The organism is Streptomyces sp. NPDC002403 (genome assembly GCF_053593015.1).
The window spans coordinates 99441-120400 of sequence record NZ_JBSFBQ010000025.1 but is presented as its reverse complement, the minus strand read 5'-3'; the positions used below and the strand labels follow the sequence as shown (position 1 = coordinate 120400).

The 20960-nt window shown below is 72.5% G+C and carries 16 protein-coding genes; 12 read left to right on the top strand and 4 right to left on the bottom strand.

From position 1 onward, the window contains the following. The 9 genes from ACWCPY_RS25370 to ACWCPY_RS25330 form a co-directional block, all read left to right on the top strand. On the top strand, nt 1-1211 hold a 1211-nt coding region (locus tag ACWCPY_RS25370; RefSeq protein WP_451268548.1), incomplete at its 5' end, for an ADP-ribosyltransferase. 14 nt (nt 1212-1225) lie between these two features. Beyond that, entirely contained in the window at nt 1226-1624 is a 399-nt protein-coding gene (locus tag ACWCPY_RS25365; protein WP_451268546.1) for a hypothetical protein, read from the top strand. Between the two features lie 33 nt (nt 1625-1657). After that, nucleotides 1658-2452: a DUF6508 domain-containing protein gene (locus ACWCPY_RS25360; RefSeq protein WP_451268544.1), complete on the top strand. Its 795-nt coding sequence runs from the start codon at nt 1658-1660 to the stop codon at nt 2450-2452. A 253-nt stretch (nt 2453-2705) separates the two neighbouring features. Then, nucleotides 2706-3017 carry a hypothetical protein gene (locus tag ACWCPY_RS25355; RefSeq protein WP_451268542.1) on the top strand — a complete coding sequence of 104 codons (312 nt, stop codon included), beginning with the start codon at nt 2706-2708 and terminating at the stop codon, nt 3015-3017. Nucleotides 3018-3120: 103 nt separating this feature from the next. Further along, nucleotides 3121-4494, top strand: coding sequence for a type VII secretion integral membrane protein EccD (gene eccD / locus ACWCPY_RS25350; RefSeq protein WP_451268540.1), 1374 nt, complete (start codon nt 3121-3123; stop codon nt 4492-4494). A gap of 53 nt (nt 4495-4547) precedes the next feature. Beyond that, nucleotides 4548-6026: a MinD/ParA family ATP-binding protein gene (locus ACWCPY_RS25345; protein ID WP_451268538.1), complete on the top strand. Its 1479-nt coding sequence runs from the start codon at nt 4548-4550 to the stop codon at nt 6024-6026. A 64-nt stretch (nt 6027-6090) separates the two neighbouring features. Next, complete coding sequence (gene eccCa / locus ACWCPY_RS25340; protein WP_451268536.1) at nt 6091-10062, top strand: type VII secretion protein EccCa; 3972 nt, start codon at nt 6091-6093, stop codon at nt 10060-10062. Between the two features lie 81 nt (nt 10063-10143). Continuing rightward, the gene (locus tag ACWCPY_RS25335) at nt 10144-11562 is read left to right on the top strand and encodes a DUF6177 family protein (RefSeq protein WP_451268534.1); all 1419 of its coding nucleotides are present in this window, start codon (nt 10144-10146) and stop codon (nt 11560-11562) included. A gap of 631 nt (nt 11563-12193) precedes the next feature. Then, nucleotides 12194-13087 carry a terpene synthase family protein gene (locus tag ACWCPY_RS25330; RefSeq protein WP_451268532.1) on the top strand — a complete coding sequence of 298 codons (894 nt, stop codon included), beginning with the start codon at nt 12194-12196 and terminating at the stop codon, nt 13085-13087. A 77-nt stretch (nt 13088-13164) separates the two neighbouring features. Here the strand turns inward: ACWCPY_RS25330 and ACWCPY_RS25325 are convergent, their stop codons facing one another. Beyond that, nucleotides 13165-14544, bottom strand: coding sequence for a PucR family transcriptional regulator (locus ACWCPY_RS25325; protein WP_451268530.1), 1380 nt, complete (start codon nt 14542-14544; stop codon nt 13165-13167). 175 nt (nt 14545-14719) lie between these two features. Here ACWCPY_RS25325 and ACWCPY_RS25320 point away from each other — a divergent pair, with 175 nt between their 5' ends. Beyond that, a complete protein-coding gene (locus tag ACWCPY_RS25320; protein ID WP_451268528.1) occupies nt 14720-16216 on the top strand; it encodes a long-chain-fatty-acid--CoA ligase in 1497 nt (498 codons plus the stop codon). A 107-nt stretch (nt 16217-16323) separates the two neighbouring features. Next, a complete protein-coding gene (locus ACWCPY_RS25315) occupies nt 16324-17811 on the top strand; it encodes a carboxylesterase/lipase family protein (protein WP_451268526.1) in 1488 nt (495 codons plus the stop codon). A 52-nt stretch (nt 17812-17863) separates the two neighbouring features. Here ACWCPY_RS25315 and ACWCPY_RS25310 read toward each other — a convergent pair whose 3' ends face one another. Then, a complete protein-coding gene (locus ACWCPY_RS25310; protein ID WP_451268524.1) occupies nt 17864-18079 on the bottom strand; it encodes an EF-hand domain-containing protein in 216 nt (71 codons plus the stop codon). Between the two features lie 165 nt (nt 18080-18244). Here ACWCPY_RS25310 and ACWCPY_RS25305 point away from each other — a divergent pair, with 165 nt between their 5' ends. Next, complete coding sequence (locus tag ACWCPY_RS25305; RefSeq protein ID WP_451268522.1) at nt 18245-18883, top strand: GNAT family N-acetyltransferase; 639 nt, start codon at nt 18245-18247, stop codon at nt 18881-18883. 37 nt (nt 18884-18920) lie between these two features. Here ACWCPY_RS25305 and ACWCPY_RS25300 read toward each other — a convergent pair whose 3' ends face one another. Then, complete coding sequence (locus ACWCPY_RS25300) at nt 18921-20099, bottom strand: YVTN family beta-propeller repeat protein (protein ID WP_451268520.1); 1179 nt, start codon at nt 20097-20099, stop codon at nt 18921-18923. Beyond that, nucleotides 20099-20917 (bottom strand): polysaccharide deacetylase family protein, encoded by an 819-nt coding sequence (locus ACWCPY_RS25295; protein WP_451268518.1) that lies wholly within the window; start codon nt 20915-20917, stop codon nt 20099-20101. The genes ACWCPY_RS25300 and ACWCPY_RS25295 overlap by 1 nt, the downstream gene beginning before the upstream one ends. Between the last annotated feature and the right edge of the window lie 43 nt (nt 20918-20960).

Sequence of the window (20960 nt, the reverse complement as noted above, 5' to 3'; positions counted from 1 at the left end):
ACGACACCGCAAGCCACGTCCCGGGCGGAACACCCAACCACGTACCCAACGGATCCTTCGGCCCCGCCCCCACACACTTCGACACCGCAAGCCACGTCCCGGGCGGAACACCCAACCACGTACCCAACGGATCCTTCGGCCCCGCCCCCACACACTTCGACACCGCAAGCCACGCCCCGGGCGGCAATCCGCACACCCCGCACACCCCGGATCCCACCACCCCGCACACCCCGCACACCCCGGATCCCACCACCCCGCACACCCCGCACACCCCGGATCCCACCACCCCGCACACCCCGCACACCCCGGACCCCACCACCCCGCACACCCCGGGCCACGACGGACCGGGAACCCCCGGCCACGACACCTCGCACGGTGGGCACGCGGACGACGCGGCCGCGCACGCCGACGACGCGGCGCACGCCGGTGACCACGGCAGCCACGTCGACCCGCACGGCGCCGCCGACGACCTCGCGCACGGCGCCGACGACGCGTCCACGGCCGGTCATCACGATGGGGGCGCACCGGGCGCGGGCGCCGCGGCGGACGACTTCAAGTACACGCCTCACGTGTCGGAAGCCGATTTCGACGCACTCTCCACCGCCGAGAAGCACCGGGTCGCCGCCGCCGAACTCACCGACGGCACCGTGCCGTTCGCGGACGACTTCGATGCGGTCCAGTACGGCCGGGACTACTGGAACGACTACGTGGACAACCTGGACCCGTCCGCGCAGCAGGCGCTCCGGGACTACACGGGCGACTCGTTCCCCTCGTACAAGGACATGAACGGCTACCTGCGGAACGACCCCTACTACGGTCCCAGGCCCGAGGTTCTGCACGACATCAGCGAGATGGACCGGGTGATGTCGACCCGCCCCGTGCCCGAGGACGTCATGGTGGTGCGCGGCACGGGCATCGGACACCTCGACCTCGATTCGCCTCTCGAAATGATGGGCGGCACGTTCGGCGACGAGGGCTATCTGTCCACATCGCTCGGCAACCACCCGGTGCCCAGCTTCGCGGGCAAGGACGCCATCCTCCATCTGCGGGTCCCGAAGGGGACACCCGCGCTCTGGCTGGAGAAGGTCAGCCATTACGGCGTGACCGAGCGTGAGATCCTTCTCGGGCGCGGCTCGGAGTACCGGGTGACCCGAGTCTTCGTGGACGAGGCCGGACAGGCCCAGGTGTACGGCGAAGTCCTGCCGAAGTGACAGAGGAAGAGTGCATGACCAGCGAAAACCGCCCCAATCCGCGCTTCGAGGAAGACATGCAGCTCAAGCGGGTCGCCGGGCCGCCCCGCTACAACCGTGTCGCACAGGGGCCCGTGCAGTACGTGCGGGTCGCCGACAGCGACGGCCTGGTGATCGGCTGCGTATGGGCCAACGACGAGGGTGACGCCGCGGGCTGGGTCACGCCGCAGGGGCTGGGGGCCGCCGCCGTCAACGCCGGAGCCGCGTGGCTCAGGAAGCTGCGGGACGCGAAGTCCCGCGGGATCGCTCCCACCGCTCTGCTCGCCGAGCTGGTCCGGGACACGAGTGACATCAAGGGCAGCGGTGTCGTGCCCGGCTCGCTCGCCGAGGCTCCGTCGCTCGCCGAACTCAAGGAACTGGTGGGCGGAGGCTGAGTTCCCGCACGACGGCCACGACAAGAGCGGACCATGACGCACGAACCGGACGCACCGCGCTACCGCGCCGAGACCGACAGGCCGGTCCACCACCTCACCGTCGCCGACGCGCGCGGCGAGGAGATGGGCTACCTGTGGGCCAACGACGAGGACGACGCCGCCGGTTGGTGTCTGCGGCCCGCCGGTGACCGGGCCGGGTTCGGTGAGGGGCTTGCATGGTCCGCACAGCTCGACGCCGCCAAGGCGCGCGGGCTCGCGCCCACGGCCGCGCTCGCCGAGTTGGCCCGTGGCTCGGACCCGAGGAGGGTCAGCCATGTCGTTCCGGGCTCCCTGGCCGAGGCCGGCTCCCTGGCCGCGCTCAGGGAGCTGGCCCGCGTCGTCACCGAGGCCGACGACCGGCGTCTGCTGGCTCGGCTCGACCGCGAGAACGCCGACGCGTGGCGTGAGCTGAGGGAGGCGCTGGCCGCGCTCACGGACGAGGACCGCGCGGTGCGGTGGTCCGAGGGCGGGCAGCAGCCCGACGGCACCTGGCGGATGAGCTACCCGCTCCACAGCGAGCGGCTCCGCCGCCTGGTGCGCGCGCTGCCCGCCGTCGGCGCGGTGACGCCCGCTCACCTGTGGCAGGACAACCCGCCGCCCGCCGTGCCCGCCGGCGGACGGCTGGGTCCGGCCGACGCGGTGCGCGCGGCCACGGCCGTGGTGCGCGGGGAGCGGTTCTGCGACGGCACGATCGCGAAGGCGGCGCGGAGCGGCCTCCTCGACGCCGTGGCCGCGTCGTTGTGCACTTGGTACGAGGCCGTGGCCGACGGCTCGCGGGACGATCCCTGACGAATGCGGAATGCGCGTTCGCCGTGCCCGCTCCTGCCGCAACCTGGGCTGTACTGCCTGCTCGCCCATGGCTTATGTTGCAGGAGTGAATTGGGGGATTCCCGTACGGTGCCCGCCGGCTGATGCGGAATATGCCGCTCCGTCGAGTGCGCGGGAGTGACCCGCCCCGGCCGCCGTTCCTCGCGCCGACGGGCGATGATGCAGCGACCATGACCGACGCAACGTACGACTGAGGCAACGGACGACAAGACGAATGGCACGGGATTACGACAGCCAGCTTCTGGAGTCGGTGGCGGTACGCCGGCGCAGGATGCGTGACGCGCTGCTGTTCGGCGCGCAGCGGGCGCGGCGTACGGCGGACGAGCGGCTCGGAAAGGTGTTCGCGGGGATCGCCATCGCGGCCGTGCTGTGCGCGGGATGCGTGGGCTGGTCCTTTGTCCAGAACATGCTGGAGAAGCAGAAGGCCGAACAGCAGAAGCAGCAGCGCCAGGAACAGCAGTATCAGCAGCCGGCCAAAACGGCTGAACCGGAGAAATCCGGGGATTCGACGAAGAATCCCCAATGAATCGGTAACTCCGGCGAATTCAGAAGGAGTTCCCTGCAAAGGGGACCGAGAAGGCGCTAGTAGCATGGGCACGCCAAGCTGCCCGACTCCTCAAAACGTCGCGATGATAGGTTCCCGTAAAGTGGTGAGCACAGCAACGACTTCCCGAGCGCAGCTCAGCCGGGTGACTCTGGTCGGTGAGCGACGCCGGGCCGATATCGTCCTGCCGTCCGACACACCGATCGGGCAGCTGCTGCCGGACATTCTGCAGTTGCTGGACGACCGGGCGGCGGCACGCCCGATGACACGGCAGTTGATCACGTCGGACGGCTCCGCACTCCCCCACGACAGCACGCTGTCCTCGGTGGGGATCGCGGACGGTGCGGTGCTCCGGCTCGTCCGGGCCCATTCCGCGCCCCCCGCCCCGGTCGTGCACGACGTCACCGACCTGGTGGCCGACGATCTCGATCTGCAGGCCTGGCGCTGGCGTCCCGCCGCGCGCCGGACGAGTGCGGGTGTGGCGTCCGTGGCCTTCGCGGTGGTCGCCGCGCTGCTCGCCCGGCGCGAGTTCTCCCTGGACTCGCTGACCACCGCCCTCGCCGCCGCCACGCTCGTACTGCTGGCGGCCGGGGCGCTCATCGCGAAGATCGGGCAGGGCAACCGGGGTCTGGCGACCGCGCTCCTGCTCGCCTCCGGCAGCCTCGGCATCCTCACCGCCTGGACCGCCGCGGACGCCTACGACTGGTCGGGGACCGCGCGGCTCGCCGCCGTCGCCGCCGCGCTGGTCCTGACGCTGGTGCTCCTCGGCTACTTCTCGCCGCTCGGCCGCGGCGGGCTCATCGGCGCCGTCGCCACCACCGCGATCACCCTGGTGTGGGAGGCGGTCGCCGCCGTCCAGGACGATCTGGCGCGGCTCGGCGCGGTCATGGCCGTCTTCTCCGTCGTACTGCTCGGACTGCTCCCCCGGCTCGCGCTGGCGGCCTCCGGGCTCACCGCGCTCGACGACCGCCGCTCCGGCGGCGCCTCCGTCAGCCGGCACCAGGTGGGCAACGCGCTGGCGGCCACCCACCGCGGCCTCGCGCTGGCGACGGTCGTCACCGCGGTCTCCGCGGCGGCCGGCGGCTGGCTGCTCACGCTGGCCGACAAGCCGTCCGTGTGGACCGTGGCGCTGCCCTCGCTGGTGGCCCTCGTGCTGCTCTCCCGGGCGCGGGCCTTCCCGCTGGTCGCCGAGGTCGTGGCGCTCTTCGCCGCCGCCGCGGTCCTGGTCGTGCGCCTGGTCATGCTGTGGATGCAGCACGCCGGGGGCGCCGGACCGCTCGCCCTGCTGGTCGTGGCCGCGGTGCTGCCGCTGCTCGTCCTGGCCGTGCAGCCGCCCGAGCATGTGCAGGTCCGGCTGCGGCGCATGGCCGATCTGGTCGAATCCATCGGTGTGGTGGGGCTCTTCCCGCTCGCCGTCGGTGTGTTCGGCGTGTACGGACAGCTGCTCAACAAGTTCTGAGTCGACGCGCAGGTGCTCCGGGCGGGGCAGCAGGGCGAAAAAGAAGGGCAGACATGCCGAACGAAGACAACTGGCAGGGCGATGTGCTGCGCGCCATGAGGAGCGGCGCCGCCCAGGAGGGCGCGCAGGGCCCCGGCGGTCAGGGGTACGGTGCGCCCGCGCAGGGTCAGGACGGTCAGCCGTACGGTGGAGCCGCGGCGGGTCCCGGCCTGCCCGCGCAGAACGCCCACGGCTACGGGGAGCCCCAGCAGCACCCCGGCTACCAGCAGCCCCAACAGCCCCAGCAGTACACCGGCTACCAGGAACAGCAGCAGTACCCGGGCTATCAGGGACAGCAGCCGGCCCAGCAGCACCCCGGCTATCAGGGACAGCAGTACGCCGGGTACCCGGAGCAGCAGGCGGCCCAGCAGCAGTACCCCGGCTACGAGGAACAGCAGGCGGCCCAGCAGCAGTACGCCGGTTACGAGGAGCAGCACCAGCCGCCCCAGCAGCAGCACCCCGGCTACCAGGAACACCAGGCCGTCGTCGCACCCCCCGTCGCGCAGCCGCAGCCGCGGCCTGAGCCGCCCCGGGCGCAGCCCGCGTACACCCCGGGCACCCGGCCCCACAACGCCCCCGACTCGCGGCCCGTGGTGGACCGGGCGCTGGCCGCCGTCGGGCGCAAGGCGCGGCGCGGCGAGCCGTTCGCCACGCGGGCCGCGCGCGCCCTGCGGGTGAGCGTGTCCTCCTCGGCCGCGCGCGAGGTCGCCCGTACCACCGCCACCGCCGAGATGCTCCAGCAACCGGTGACGACCGGCCGGCAGATCGCCGTCACCTCCATCCGGGGCGGCGCGGGCAAGTCGACCGTCGCCGCGCTGCTCGGCACCACGTACGCGCACTACCGCCAGGACCCGGTCCTCTTCGTCGAGGCCGACCCGGCGCTCGGCTCGCTGCCGCTGCGGCTCGGCGCCGAGTCGCTGCGCTGGACCACCGGTGACCTGGCGGACATCATCGAGCCGCAGATGTCGCTGCTGGACATCACCGGCTATCTCGTCCAGCTCCCCGGCAACGCCTGGCTGCTGCCCGGCAGTCAGGGCCAGATCGGCGCGATGCTGGACAGCAGGGCGTACGAGCGGGTCATGGTCTCGCTGCGCCGCTATTTCGGCGTCACCGTCGTCGACTGCGAGACGCTGCCCGCCGAGGTCGCCCGGGTCGCGCTGTCCGCCGCCCAGGCCCGGGTGCTGGCCGTCCCCGCCACGCTGGAGGGCATCACCAGCACGTACGCGGTCCTGACGTGGATGCAGTCGCTGCCCCGGCAGGTGATCGCCGGCACGGTCGTCGTGCTCAGCGAGCTGGTGCCGCACCCCGGTCTCGATCTCGACGAGGCGATGGAGAAGCTGAAGGCCACCGGCGCCGGTGTCCAGGTGCTGCCGTACGACCGGCATCTGGCGGCCGGCGGCGAGATCCGTACCGAACTCCTGGCGCACGCGACCCGGGAGGCCGCCACCCGGCTCGCCGCGGACGTGTTCCGGCTCTCCCAGCAGCACCACTGATCACGATCGGCAGCACCCACCGGCCCCGATGCCGACCTGACCCGACCCCGAGTGACGGACGACGATGAGTACCCGACTGATCCACCGCCCGGCCAGGACCACCCGGCCGCCGGCCGCCTCCGAGGCGCGCACCATCGAGGCCCCGCCGAACCTGCCCGAGGGCAAGTCGGGCAACATCGCGATGTCGCTGTTGCCCGTCGCCGGTGTGATGTCCTCCGTCGTGATGATGACGGTCGTACGCAACAGTCAGTTCGCGGGGCTCGGTGCGATCATCCTCGTCGTCACCGTCATCGGCTCCGTGGCGCTCGTCTTCTCGCAGCGGGGCAAGGCCCAGCGCACCCGCCGCACCCAGCGCGAGGCCTACCTCGCCTATCTGGAGGACCTGCGCGAGGAGCTGTCCGTCGAGGAGCGCCGGCGGGCCGAGCGGGCCGATGTCCTCAACCCGCCGCCGCACGCCCTGTACGACATCGTGCGTGACCCGGCCCGGGTCTGGGAGCGGCGCCGGCTCGACGGGGACTTCCTGCGGGTCCGCGTCGGCACGGGTGAGATGCCGGTGCGCGACCTGAAGGTCGCCCAGCAGGGCTCGTCCGTCCTCTCGCCGCCCGACACCTTCATGCTCAACGAGGCGTCCGCGCTGATGGACCGCTTCCGTACCGGCACCGAACTCCCGCTCACCGTCCCGCTCGACCGGGTCGGCAACATCAGTGTCATCGGCCCCCGCGAGGACTGTCTGCGCGTCGCGCGCGCCCTGCTCGTCCAGACCGCCGCCACGCACGCCCCCGACGACGTCGCGATGGCGCTCGCCGTGCCCGGTGACCGGCTGGCCGACTGGGAGTGGGCCAAGTGGATGCCGCACCTGCTCGACACCGAGCAGTTCGACGGCCCGGTCGCCGCCCGCCGGATCGCCCCGTCCGCGCCCCAGCTGTCCCGCCAGATCGGTCCGGAGCTGCGCCGCCGCGCCTCGTACGCGGCCGAGGTACGGCGCGGTCTGTCCGGGAAGGACGCGCTGTCCATGACGTCCCGGCTGCTCGTCGTCACCGACGGGCACGGCGAGGACGCCGTCGACCTGCCGCGCCCGGACGACGCGGTCGGGCTGCGCGAGATGGGCGTCAGCGTGCTCCACCTGCTCGAACACCGGGTCCAGGAGCCGGGGCACGTCAGCGTACGGATCACCGTCGACGGCGACGGGGTGGTCATCGAGGACCTGCGCGAGCAGGAACCGATCAGTGCCCACGGCACCGTGGACGAGGTCAGCATCCCGTTCGCCGAGGGCCTGGCCCGGATGCTGGCGCCGATGCGGCTGTCCGCCGAATCGCTGGTGGACGCCCCGCTGTCCGGGCCCGTCGACTTCGCCGACCTGCTCGGCATCGACGACGTGGCCCAGCTCGACCTCTCGCACATGTGGGCGCCGCGTGGTGAACGTGCCTTCCTGCGTGTGCCGATCGGCATCAGCGACTCCCACCAGCCGGTGCTCCTGGACCTGAAGGAGTCCTCCGAGCTGGGCATGGGGCCGCACGGTCTCTGTGTCGGGGCGACGGGTTCCGGCAAGTCGGAGCTGCTGCGGACCCTGGTCCTGGCCCTGGTGGCCACGCACCCGCCGGAGGACCTCGCGCTGGTCCTGGTCGACTACAAGGGCGGTGCGACCTTCGCCCCGTTCGCGGAGCTGCCGCACGTGGCCGGTGTCATCACCAACCTGGAGAACCAGGCGGGCCTCGTCGAGCGGGTGCACGCCTCGCTCGCGGGTGAGGTCAAGCGCCGCCAGCAGGTGCTCAAGGACGCGGGCAATGTCGCCGACATCGGTGACTACGCGGCGCTGCGCGCGGACCGGCGGCCCGATCTGGATCCGCTGCCGCACCTGTTCGTGGTGATCGACGAGTTCGGTGAACTCCTCACCGCGAAGCCGGACTTCATCGACCTGTTCCTGTCCATCGGCCGTATCGGCCGCTCCATCGGTGTGCATCTGCTGCTGTCCAGCCAGCGCATCGAGGGCGGCAAGCTCAAGGGCCTGGACACCTATCTCTCGTACCGGCTCGGTCTGCGTACCTTCTCCGCCGACGAGTCGCGCACGGTCCTGGACACCACGGACGCCTTCCATCTGCCGCCGCTGCCCGGTTTCGGCTATCTCAAGGTCGACACCAGTCACTACGAGCGCTTCAAGGCGAGCTATGTCTCGGGCGCGTACCGGGGCCCGGTGCAGCGCACGCAGGAGGAGGACGCCGGTCCGCTCGCGCTGGAGTACGAGGCGTTCAACACCCTGGCCGAGCCGGAGACCTCGGGCGAGGAGCCGAAGGTGCGGCGCCGGGAGACCGGGCCGACGGAGATGGGTGTCATCGTCGACCAGCTGCGGGAGGCGGCCGGTCCGGTGCGCCGGATCTGGCTGCCGCCGCTGCCCGGTGCCGTCGCCCTGGACAAGGTCGCGGGGCCGCTGGACGTGGGCCCGCGCGGGATGCAGCTGGCCGCGCGGCGCGGTCCGCTCCAGGTGCCGCTGGGTCTGCTCGACGACCCGACCAAGCAGTGGCAGGGCCAGTGGTATCTGGACCTCACGGTGGCGGGCGGCCATGTCGCGATCATCGGCGGTCCGCAGGCCGGCAAGACGACGCTGCTGCGCACGCTCGCGCTGGCACTCTCGCTGACCCACACCCCGCAGGAGGTCGGCGTCTACGGGCTCGACCTGGTCGGCGGCGGTCTCCAGGCCGTGTCGGGGCTGCCGCACGTCGGCGGCGTCGCCGGCCGTGCGGACCGGGAGCGCGCGGGACGCACCGTGGAGGAGGTGCGGGGCATGCTCGCGGTCCGCGAGGAGCTCTTCCGCGAGCACAGCATCGACTCCGTGGAGCAGCTGCGTTCGCTGCACGCGGCGGGCCGGCTGCCGCAGCTGGCCTCGGCCGAGATCGTGCTGATCATCGACGGTTTCGGTGCGCTGCGCGACGACTTCGACGAGCTGGACGACGCCGTCGTCGACATCCTCAAGCGCGGTGGCGGCTACGGCATCCACGTCGTCGCGGGCATGCTCCGCTGGAACGACGTGCGCATCGCCACCCAGTCGAACTTCGGCACCCGGGTCGAGCTGCGGCTCAACGACCCCAGCGAGTCCAGCATCGACCGGAAGCTGGCGCAGACCCTGTCGCCCGACGAGCCGGGCCGCATCCTCACCGACGGCAAGCTCTTCGCGCAGGTCGCGCTGCCCCGCACGGACGGGCTCGCGGACGTCTCGGACCTGGGCGCGGTCCTGGAGCACACCGCCCGTACGGTCCGCGCCACCTGGAGCGGCGAGGTCGCCCAGCCGGTGCGGATCCTGCCGCACGTCCTGGAGCCGCATCTGCTGCCGGGCCCGGTCGCCGAGCCCAAGCGGGTACCGATCGGCCTGGACCAGACGGCGCTGGCGCCCGCCGTGCTCGACCTGTTCCACCACGACCAGCACCTGCTGATCCTCGGCGACAGCGAGTGCGGCAAGACGAACCTGCTGAAGACGATCGCCGGCGGGCTGATCGAGCGTTACGGCGAGGACGAGCTGGTCTTCGCCGTCATGGATCCGCGGCGCGGTCTGCGCGGCGCGATCCCGGAGGAGTTCCGCGGCGGCTACGCGTACAACCCCAAGATGTGCGCGGGACTGGCCGCCGGCATCTCCACCGAGCTGGAGAAGCGGCTGCCGGACGACCGGGCGGACACCGAGGACCTGGAGCCCGGCAGCTGGGGCAGCGGTCCGCGGATCGTGATCCTCGTCGACGACTACGACGTGCTGACCACGGCCGGGCAGTCGCCGCTCGACCCGTTCCTGCCGTACATCCCCTCCGCCGTCGACATCGGGCTCCATTTCGTGCTGACCCGCCGGGTCGCGGGTGCCTCGCGCGGCATGTACGACCCGCTGATGCTGGGTCTGCGCGAGTCGGGGGCCTCGGCGCTCCTGATGGCGGGCGACCGCAGCGAGGGCCAGCTGTTCCCCGGTGTGTACGCGACCCAGCAGCCGCCGGGACGCGGGGTGTTCATCCGCAGGGGCCAGCCCAACCGTCTGATCCAGACCGTGTACACCGCGGAGTGACGCACCGGGCGGCGGCCCGCGCCCGCGGGCCGCCGCCCACCGCACACCCGCATCCCGGACGAAGAAGGAACGGCCGACCACATGACCAAGGACGTCATCGCCCTCACCACGCGCATGCCCGACCCGCTGACCGTGCTCGCGGGGCTGCTCGCGGGCGGACCGGACAAGCTGGTGGGGACGGCGGGCGAGGATGCCGTCGTGCAGCTCTGCGACGAAGAGGGCCGGCCGCTCGTCTCCATCGAGGCACCGCTGCTGGTGCAGGTGGCGGGCGAGGCCGAGCGGCTGCTCGGTGCCACGGCGCCGCCGGTCCCGTTCTGGTGGACGGAGGCCCGCGCCACCACCGGTGTCGAGGAGGCCGAGCTGCTCGCGGGCACCTTCGCGGCCCGGATCGCCACCCTGGCCGGGGGCTCCGCCTGGCCGCCGGAGGCCGCGCGTTCCCTCGCGGTGGTGAAGACCGACGGGGTGAGCGTCGCGCCCACGCCCGCCGCCGCGCAGCCCGCCGTGGACGCGCTCACCGACAAGGTGGCCGTCATCATCCAGGACCGTCCGGTGGTCGCCATGACGGCCTGGCTCTCGGACGCGTTCCGGGCCGCGGCCAATGCCGAGCTGGGGCTCCAGATCGTCACCTCGCCGGGTGCCACGCTCTCCCCCGCCGTGCGCAACAGCCTGAGCGGCTGGCCCTCGCGGTGGGTGGTGCAGGACGAGAAGGACGGCTACTACGACGGTCTGTCCGGTGCCGTACTGCGCTGGCAGAGCGGCATGTTCGCGACGGTCGAGTCGGCCGACGCCACCCCCGAGGACCCGCGCACACCGGTGGCCGCCGCCTACCAGGAGGTCGCGGAGACCGGTGAGCGGCAGCTGGCGATCTCGTTCCGCACGGTCCACCCGGCGGACGACCGGCTGGTGCTGGGCGGGGCGCTGGAAGCGGTGTGGCAGGAGCTGACGGGGCAGGCCCCGGCGGGGTGGGGCACCGCCGAGCCCGCCAACCTGCCGTGGTCGCTGCGCCGGCTGACCGATGTCGCCTTCGACCGGGCGCCCGAACCGACCTGGTTCGTGGTGGTCGGCAGCCCGGACCGGCCCGGCCTGGCCACGGTCCGCATCAGCCGGACGAAGGCGGGGGTGGAGGAGGACGTCACGCTGGCGTTCGGTTACGGCCCCGGCGAGGAGCCCCCGCTGGACGTCCTGCCCCGGGTGGCGGAGGTGCTCGCGACCCGTCATCACCTCCAGTCGATGCTGGTCCAGCTCCGCAAGGCGCGGCGCGACCTGGCCGTGCCGCCGCGCTTCGAGGGGCCGGGGGTGCCGCTGGCCTTCGTGCTCGGCGCGGAGGAGGTGCGCGAGATGCCCGGCGACCGCGCCCGGCGCACCCCGCTCTCCGAGCCGCCCGTCCAGCTCGGCCCGAGGTCCCGTCCGGCGCTGTACTACCCGCTGCCTGGCGATCCGTCGGATCTGTCGGGCTGGCAGGACTTCGAACGGCTGATGCGGCACCTGAAGGGCGCCTGAGGAGGACAAGCCGATGGCCCCGACCCGGGAAACCGGGCCGGGGCCATCGGCTTGTCCGGGCCGCGGGAAGGTACGGCGGGGCGGGGTGCGAGGCGGCGGCGTGAAATCGACGGCGTGGGTCGCCCGAGCGGTCTCCCTCACCGCCCGCAGGCGATCACCACAAGAGGTCACCAACCGCTCAGAGATGTTCACGCTCCCCTGACGATCAAGCACTTTCGGTCACAAACGGCTTCCCTCCTACCCGCACACGGGGTTGACTGGGGGTCACGCATGGTGATGCCGCCGCCCCGCGTCAAGGGCCGTTGTCACCGCGGGCCCGAGGGCCCGGCCCCGATGCCCCGAACCCCGGCGGAGGAGAGTGAGCAGGAATGACTGCCTCGTCTCGCACGGTGAGCCTCTGGCCAGAGTCGGCGGGTGCGGGCGGCCCGTCCTCCGATGCGTACCCGGCACGAGCACGCGAGTCCGACCGGATACCCGTTCGTATCGTTCATCCGAATCGTTTCGACGAGGGGCACCAATGAGCCAGATTGCGCTGCCAGCGTTTCACATGCCGTTCCAGAGCACCGGATGCAATCCCGGCATCGAGGAAACCAGGGAGGCAGCATGGGAATGGGCCGAATCCAATGGCCTCGTGCTCTCCCCGGTGGCCCGGAAGAAGATGATCCGGACCAGGCCCGAGCTCTGGATCTCCCTGATCTTCCCGACCGCCTCGCAACAGCATCTCGATCTCTTCTGCCAGTGGCTCTTCTGGGCCTTCCTCGTGGACGACGAGTTCGACGACGGGCCCGCCGGACGTGATCCGCGCATGTGCGAGGCGGCGATCGACCGGCTGGTCACCGTGCTCGACGGCGGCCCGCCGCGCGGCGCCATGGAGCGGGCGCTCGTGGGGCTGCGGACCCGGACGTACCGGGACCGCTCGGCGCGCTGGATCCGGCAGTTCCGGCGGGACACGGTCGCCTGGCTGTGGACCTACTACGCCGAGGCCGTGGAGCGGGCCGCCGGTCAGGCGCCGACCCGGACCGAATTCGTGAAGCACCGCCGGGATTCGGTGGCCATGCAGCCCTTTCTCGATCTCCACGAGATCACTGCCGGGATCGACCTGCCGGAATCGGCCCGGAGCCTTCCCGCGTACATCGCGCTGCGCAATGCCGTGACCGATCACTCGGGGCTCTGCAACGACATCTGCTCCTTCGAGAAGGAGGCGCTGCTCGGGTACGAGCACAACGCGGTGCGCCTCATCCAGCGTGATCGCGGCTGCACGCTCCAGGAGGCCGTCGACGAGGCCGGGGGGCAGCTCGCGGAGATCGCGCAGCGGGTGCAGCGCGCCGAGAAGGAACTGGTCGAGGAGATCGAGGCGGCCGGCATCCAGGGCCCCACCCGGCTCGCGCTGGAGCGGTGCGTACGGGACTACCGCGGGCTGGTCCGGGGCGACTTCGACTACCACGCCCGCGCGGAGCGCTACACCCGTCCCGATCTCGTCGAGGTCGACGAACGGGAGTCCCTCTCCGAGCACTTCGCGGCCTGACACACCGACACGACGCGCGGGAGCCGGCGACCGGAGGCCCGGCAGCGGCCTCCGGTCCCGCGCGGCGGCCCGCACCATCAGGCCCAGGGTCTTTCGTTCGGATCATGCCGGGCTCGCGGGGCCTGGCATGATCCGAACGAAAGATCCTGGCCCAAGTCGCCTTCCGCCGAGGCCCGTCCGCCCTCGGCGCCGGTCAGCGGCAGTGCCCGCAGGGCCAGCGCCCACCCCAGCCGCACCTCGCCCGACTCGGCGGAACGGCCGGTGAGTTCGGCGATCCGGCCGATCCGGTTGAGGACCGTGTTGCGGTGGCAGTAGAGCAGCTCGGCCGCCCGCACCGCCGAGCAGCCGTGGTCGAGCCAGACCCTCAGGGTGGTGAGCAGCACCTCGCGTTCGGCCGCCGTGTCCAGGACGCCGCCCAGCTGTGTGGTGACGATGCGCTCGGCGATCTCCGGCCGGCCGACCAGGAGCACCTCCGCGAGCCGGTCGTCGAAGGCCGCCGCCTCGCCGCTCCCCGCGGGCAGCGTGCGCAGCGCCTGCTCGGCCAGGCGCAGGGCCCTGCCCGCCTGGGCGAGCCGGTCGAACTCCGGTGACACGCCGGCGGTGGCGCCGGTGCGGTGCCGCAGCAGGTCGAGCAGGACGCCGGACTCCCCCGCGGCCAGCCGGACGATTCCCGCGTACCGGCCCGACCGGGGACGCCAGAAGGACCAGATGCCATGGCCGTCGAGGACGGGGGCCGGGTTGGGTGGTGCGGCCGGGTCCTGGGCGGCGACGACGATGACGTACCGGTCGTGGACCGGCACGCCCAGCGCCGCGGAGGCCGCCGCCGCGACCGCCGGGTCGTCGCCCCGCCCGTCGAGCAGGGCCTCGAAGAGGGCGACGCGGCGGGTGTCCTGCCGGCCCTGCATCTCCAGCTGGGTCAGCCGGTACGACTCCGCCATCACCAGTGAGTAGCGGTCGATGGTCTCCCACACGGCGCCCGCCATGTCCAGCTCGGTGTCCCGGTCGCCCGCGACCGGGACACCGGCCTCCGGTGTGCCGCGCGTCGCCCGCAGATGCTCGGCCATCACCTGCCACATCACCCGGCCCCCGCGCCGGTAGGCCTGGAGCACGGTGTCCAGCGGTACGTCCTGCTCCGCGCGCCGCCGCCCCGTCTCGCGCGCCGCGTGCTCGCCGTCACCCCCGCTGGACGGCAGCCCGCCGAAGTCCTCCAGGGCGCGCAGCAGGTTGTCGCGGCAGATCTCCCGCAGGTCGTCCCGGCTGACGAGCGAGCCGGAGGCGTACGTATCGCTGTGCGCGTGGATGTCGTCGACGACCCGCCGGGTCAGCTCGTCGATCCCCGGCAGAAGGGCGACGGCCAGGGCACGGCGCAGCTCGCCGTCGCGGGGTCCTTCGGAACGGGGTCCGTCGGAACGAGGGGCTTCGGAGCGAGGGGCTCGGGCAGCCGGGTTCTGCGCCATGACCGAAGGCTAGCGCCCGCACGTTATGCGAATGCCTTGCCATGGGCCGCTCCGCGTGGCTGCTGCCCAGGTGAGCGGTGCGCATGGTGGGCAACCGCACATTGTGCGAAACCGGGGGCACGGCCGATTCTGAGCAGGAGCAGCCGTGTGAACGTCATGTTTCCTGGAGCGTGTCATGTTTCTCAGCGTCGCAACCATCCTGGGCGAGTCGGCCCGCAAGCACCCCGACCGCGTCGCCGTGGTCGATTCGGGCACCCGGACCGACTACCGCGAGCTGTGGGCGGGGGCCCTGCGCTGCGCGGGCGCGCTGCGGGCGTCCGGGGTGCGTCCGGGCGACCGGGTCGCGGTGCTGCTGCCCAATTCGGCGGACTTCCTGTACGCGTACTACGGCGCGCTGGCCGCCGGGGCGGCGGTGGTCCCGGTGCACGGGCTGCTGGTGGCCGAGGAGGTGGCGTACGTACTGCGGCACAGCGGGTGCGTCGCGCTGATCGCCGGCGGTCCGATGTGGCCGGTCGCCGAGGAGGCGGCACGCGCCGCCGGGGTCCGGGCGGTGCACGGCGTGCCGACGGGCGGCGACCCGCTGCCCGCGCCGGAGCCGGCTGCCCCGGAGGACACCGCGGTGATCCTGTACACCAGCGGCACGACCGGGCGGCCCAAGGGTGCGCTGCTCACCCACCTCAACATCGTGATGAACGCCTCCGTGATCGCCCACGACCTGCTGCGGCTCGATGTCGACGACGTGGTCCTCGGCTGTCTGCCGCTCTTCCACACCTACGGGCAGACCTGCGCGATGAACTCGACGCTCCGGGCCGGGGCGACGCTCGTCCTCATGCCGCGCTTCAGCGGTGCGGGCGCGCTGGAGCTGCTGGCCTCCGAAGGGGTGAGCGTCTTCATGGGCGTACCGACGATGTACCACGCCCTGGTCGAGGCGGCGCAGGAGGCCGGGACGCCGGACCGGACGAGGCTGCGCGCGGCCGTCTCGGGCGGCGCGGCCCTCCCCGTCGCCGTGCTCGAACGCTTCGAGAAGACCTTCTCGACGCAGGTCCTGGAGGGCTACGGGCTGACCGAGACCTCCCCGGTCGCCACCTTCAACCAGCCGGCGCTCGGCCTCCGCCCCGGCACGGTCGGCCACCCGATCTGGGGCGTGGAGACCGGTGTGGCGGACGCGGCGGTGGAGGACGCGGTGGTGCTGCTCCCGGACGGCGAGGTCGGCGAGGTGGTGGTGCGCGGCCACAACGTGTTCGCCGGGTATCTCGACGACCCGGTGGCGACGGCCGCGGCGGTGGTCGACGGCTGGTTCCGCACCGGGGATCTCGGGGTCCGGGACGAGGACGGCTTCCTGAGCATCGTCGACCGGAAGAAGGACCTGGTCATCCGGGGCGGCTTCAACATCTATCCGCGCGAGGTCGAGGAGGTGCTGGTCCGCCATCCGGCGGTCTCCGAGGTCGCGGTGATCGGGGTGCCCGACGAGGCCAGGGGCGAGGAGATCTGCGCGGTCGTCGTCCTGCGCGCCGGAGCGGATGCGGTGACCGAGGCGGAGCTGATCGACTGGTCCCGGGAGCGGCTCGGACGGCACAAGTATCCGCGGATCGTACGGTTCACCGGCTCGCTGCCGCTGGGCCCGACCGGCAAGGTCCTCAAGCGGGCCCTGACGGCGCCGTCCTCCTCCTGACCTGCCGCCCCGTCACCCGGAACCGGCCGGTCCGGGTCGACGGAGCCCCGGACCGGGTACATATCGGGTCACCGGTCCGCGTCCGCACCGCAGAAGGGCTGAACCTCATGTCTGCCGTACCCTCTCCGATATCCGGGACGTCGCCCCGGGTCAGCACGGTCCACGGGACGGTGCGCGGCACGGTGGAGAAGGGTGTCGCCGTCTTCCGCGGCATCCCGTACGCCGCCCCGCCGGTCGGCGCCCTGCGCTTCGGGGCGCCCGCGCCGCCCGAGCCCTGGGAGGGGGTGCGGGACGCGCTGGCGTTCGGGCCGACCGCGCCCAAACGGCCGTACTCCCCGCCGCTGGACCGGCTGCTGCCCGACCCCGACGTGGCGGGCGACGGCTGTCTCAACCTCAATGTGTGGACGCCGTCCCCGGCCCGCACCGGACTGCCGGTGCTCGTCTGGATCCACGGCGGCTCGCTGCTGCACGGCTCGTCGGCCGTTCCGCTGTACGACGGGACCGCGTTCGCCCGTGACGGTGTGGTCCTGGTGTCGGTCAACTACCGGCTCGGCATCGAGGGGTTCGGGGTGTTCCCGGACGCGCCCGCCAACCGGGGGCTGCTCGACCAGATCGCGGCGCTGACCTGGGTGCGGGAGAACATCGCGGCGTTCGGCGGCGATCCGGACCTGGTGACGGTGTGCGGCGAGTCGGCGGGGGCGATCAGCATCGGCGCCCTGCTGGCGGCCCCGCGGGCGCAGGGCCTGTTCCGGCGGGCGGTGCTGCAGAGCGGTGCGCCGACCGCGCTGCCCCTGGGCGCGGCCGCCCGCCGCACCACGGAGCTGATCGCCAAGCGGCTCGGGGTCGAGGCGACGGCCGGGGCGCTGGCCGCGGTGGATCCGGCCGCGCTGCTGGCCGCGCAGACCGAGGTGACGTCCGGCGGCTCCCCGCTGACCGGCGGGAACTCCTTCCAGATCGTGGTGGACGGCGATGTGCTGCCCCGGGATCCGCTCGAAGCGCTGCTGGACGGCGCCGCGTCCGGCGTCGATCTGCTGATGGGCTCGAACAGCGAGGAGTACCGGCTCTGGTTCGTGCCCAGCGGTCTGACGGAGCGGCTGTCCGCGTTCAAGCTCAGGCTGGCCCTGCTGAAGTTCAGGGTGCCGGGCGCCACGACGCGTACGTACCGGGCGAACCGTCCGGGCGCCACTCCGGGGGAGCTGCTCGGGGCGCTCGCCACCGATCTGCTGCTGCGGGTCCCGCTGAACCGGGTGGCCGACGCCCGCGCGGAGGCCCGGGGAAGCACCCATCTCTACGAGTTCGGCTGGCCGTCCCCGGTGCTGCGGCTGGGCGCCTGTCACGCGCTGGAGATCGGCTTCGTCTTCGACACCCTGGAGGTGCCCGACGCGGTGGCGCTGGCCGGGGCGGACGCCCCGCAGGAGCTGGCCGACGCAATGCACGCGGCGTGGGTGGCGTTCGCCGGGTCCGGCGACCCCGGCTGGCCGGCCTGGGACGCCTCGCGCCCGGTGATGGGCTTCGGCCCCGGGGAACCGGCCCTGCTGCGGGCCCCGCGCGACGCGGAACTGCGCGGCTGGGCTCCGTACCGCGAGAGCGCCTGACCACGGCGGCGACGGCGGCCCCCGGCCCGCGGGCCGGGGGTCCTCCCGGGGGTCAGTCCTTGTTCTGCGCCGCCCAGAACTCGTCGAACGTGAGCAGCCCGTCGCCGTTGGCGTCGTGCGAGTTGATGACGGCCTGGGCCACCGGCTCGGTGACGTAGGGGTCGCCGAGCTGAGCCATCACGCTCGTGTACTCGGCGGCCGAGATCAGCCCGTCGCCGTTCAGATCGAACCGCTCGAATGCCTTGCGCGCCGACTCTATGTCCGCCACAGTTCCGCCCCTTCGTCATACCTGATCGATGCCTGGCCCATGCCTGACTGACGGGGGTCAGATTAACGGTCGCGACCGATGGCGTTCGCGGCGGCCGGTGGTCGATCATGAGTGGGGGGTCCGCCGGGCGGCGGACCACGGACCGGACCGGGGAGCGGAACGCGCATGGATGACGCGCTGGCACGGATTCTGACGGCAGCGGCGCACGGGCGGTTTCCCCCGCCGGACGGTTCGACGACCGTGGTGGGACAGCCCAATGCCCGGGACGCGGGAGTGCTGGCGTTCACCGCGCACTCGGTGGTCTTCACCGACGAGGACCCCGGCTGGGTGCGGTCCGTGCTGGCCGGCACCCCCGGCGACGAGCTCGCCGCGACGATGAATCCGCACTTCCTGACCGCGCTGACGGCCCGGAGCGGCCGCCATGTGAACACCATCGATCTGCTGACGGTCGCGAAGGCCCTGCCCGGCGGACCGGAGATCGGACTGCGGGAGATCGAGGACCCGGAGCACCCCCGGGTGGCCCGCGCGATGAAGTACCGCGACGAGGTGCGGGTCTGGTCCGCCGACGGCGGTGTGGTGATCCTCGGCCGGGGTGTCGCGGGCCGCTGGGAGACCGCGATCGAGGTGGCCGAGGAGGCGCGCGGCCGGGGGCTCGGCGAGCGGCTGGCGCGGGCGGCCCGGCATCTGGTGCCGGACGCAGTGGTGTGGGCCCAGCAGTCGCCGGGGAACGCCCGCAGTGTGCGGACGTTCCAGGCGGCGGGCTACCGGCCGGTGGGCTCGGAGGCCCTGCTGATCGCGGGGTGAGCGGTCGGCGGGGCCGTGCCGGGGAGCGGCCGGGCGGTCAGCGGAAGACGCCGGTGTGGCCGAGCGAGTAGCGGCCCGGCTGCGGGTAGACGGCCAGCCCGTGCGGGCCGCTGCCCACCGGGATGCGGGCGAGCAGCTTGCCGTCGGCGGTGTCGATCGCGTACACCTCGGCGTCGTAACGCCCGCTCAGCCAGAGGACCTTGCCGTCCGTCGAGACCCCGCCCATGTCGGGGCTGCCGCCGCCGGGCAGCCGCCACTTCTTCGTCAGCTTGCGCTTCGCGAAGTCGAAGACGGAGATGGAGCCCTCGCCCCGGTTGGAGATGTACATCTCCTTGGAGTCGCGGCTGACGTAGAGGCCGTGGGCGCCACGGCCGGTGCGCAGCAGTTTCGGGGTGGTGAACTTCTTCCCGTCCAGCACCCAGATCCCGTTGGCGATCATGTCCGCGATGTAGAACGTCCCGCCGTCCGGCGAGAGTTTCACGTCCTGCGGCATCGCTCCGCCGTGCGGCAGCTTCTGCCGGCCGACGACCTTCATCTTCGCCGTGTCGACCTTGAGGAGCTCGCCGGAGAACTCGCAGGAGACGATGAAGTACCGGCCGTCGGAGGAGAAGTCGGCGTGGTTGACGCCGGAGCAGCCGACCTTGACGGTCTTGGCCGTCTTCATGGTGTGGGCGTCGCGGAAGACCAGCTGGCGGTCCATCGAGGCCATCACCACGGCGTACTTGCCGTCCGGGGTGAAGTAGAGGTTGTACGGGTCGGAGACCGGAACCGTGCGGCCGGCCTTCCCGGTGGCCGGATCGATGGCGGTGAGGCTGTCGCCGATGTCGTTGTTGACCCAGAGGGTCTTCAGGTCCCAGGAGGGGACGACGTGCTGCGGCTGGCGGCCGACGTCGATGGTCTTGATGACCTTGTACGTCGCGGGGTCGATCACGGTCACGGTGTCGGAGTTGGTGTTGGGGACGTACACCCGGGACGGGAAGTCCTTGACGACCGGGGAGAGTTCGCCCCGGTCGGCCGCGTAGACGTCCTTGGCGTCGAGCACCGGGGGCATCCCGGGGAGCCCCGGCGGTGCGGCACGGTCGGGTTCGGCGGAGCGGACGCCGTCGGTGCCGACGGCCTGGACATCGGTCTTCTCGGCGGAGGTGCCGCAGCCGGTGACGGCGGCCAGCAGGACGCCCCCGAGCAGGGCCGCGGTGTGCTTGGTGAAGGAGGACATCAGGTCAGCAGCTCCGTGGTCGTCACCGCGCGCAGTCGGCGGCGGTCGATTTCGGTGAGGAGGAGGGGCAGCGCGGCGGCCGTGTCCGCGTAGCCGAAGTGCAGGCTCACCACCGATCCGTTGCGGATCTCCCCGGCCACCTTGCGGGTGACGGCCGCGGCACCGGGAGAGGTGAAGTCGAGGGAGTCCACGTCGTACGAGAGGACGTGCGGGTAGCCGGCCCTGGCGGCCAGCCGCTGGACGAGCGGGGTGGCGTAGCGGGTGCGCGAGGGCCGGAACCAGGTGCCGATGGAGCCGGTGAGCCGGCGCAGCCGCCGGGCGCAGTCGTCGATCTCCGCGTACGCCTGGGCCTCGCCCATCGAGGAGATGTCGGTGTGGTGCTGGGTGTGGTTGCCGAGTTCGTGGCCGCCGTCGAGGATGCGCCGGGCCATGTCGGGGTGTTCGTCGAGCCAGCTGCCGACGGCGAGGACGGTGACCCGGACGTGGGCCCGTTCGGCCTCGGCGAGGACGGTGCGGGCGATGGCGGGGTCGCCCTGGCCGTGGAAGGTGAGGGCGACGCGGGCGCGGTCGCGGGGGCCGTGGTCGATCTGGACCGGCTGTCCGGGGAAGCGGTGCGGTCCGGGCGCGGGCCGGGGGGACGGGGGCCGGGTGGTGGCGTCGGCGGGGTTCTTCGGGCTCACCGCGTCCGTGACGGCCCCGGCCGGGGTGCCGGCGGCGTCGCGGTCCGCGCATCCGGCGGCGAGGACACCGGCGAGGGCGGCCCCTGCGCCCGCGCGCAGGGCGCCGCGGCGGTGCACCGGAGTGTCGGAAGCGTTCATGTACAGACACAGTAGGGACGAGAGGGAGCGAAAATAACAATTC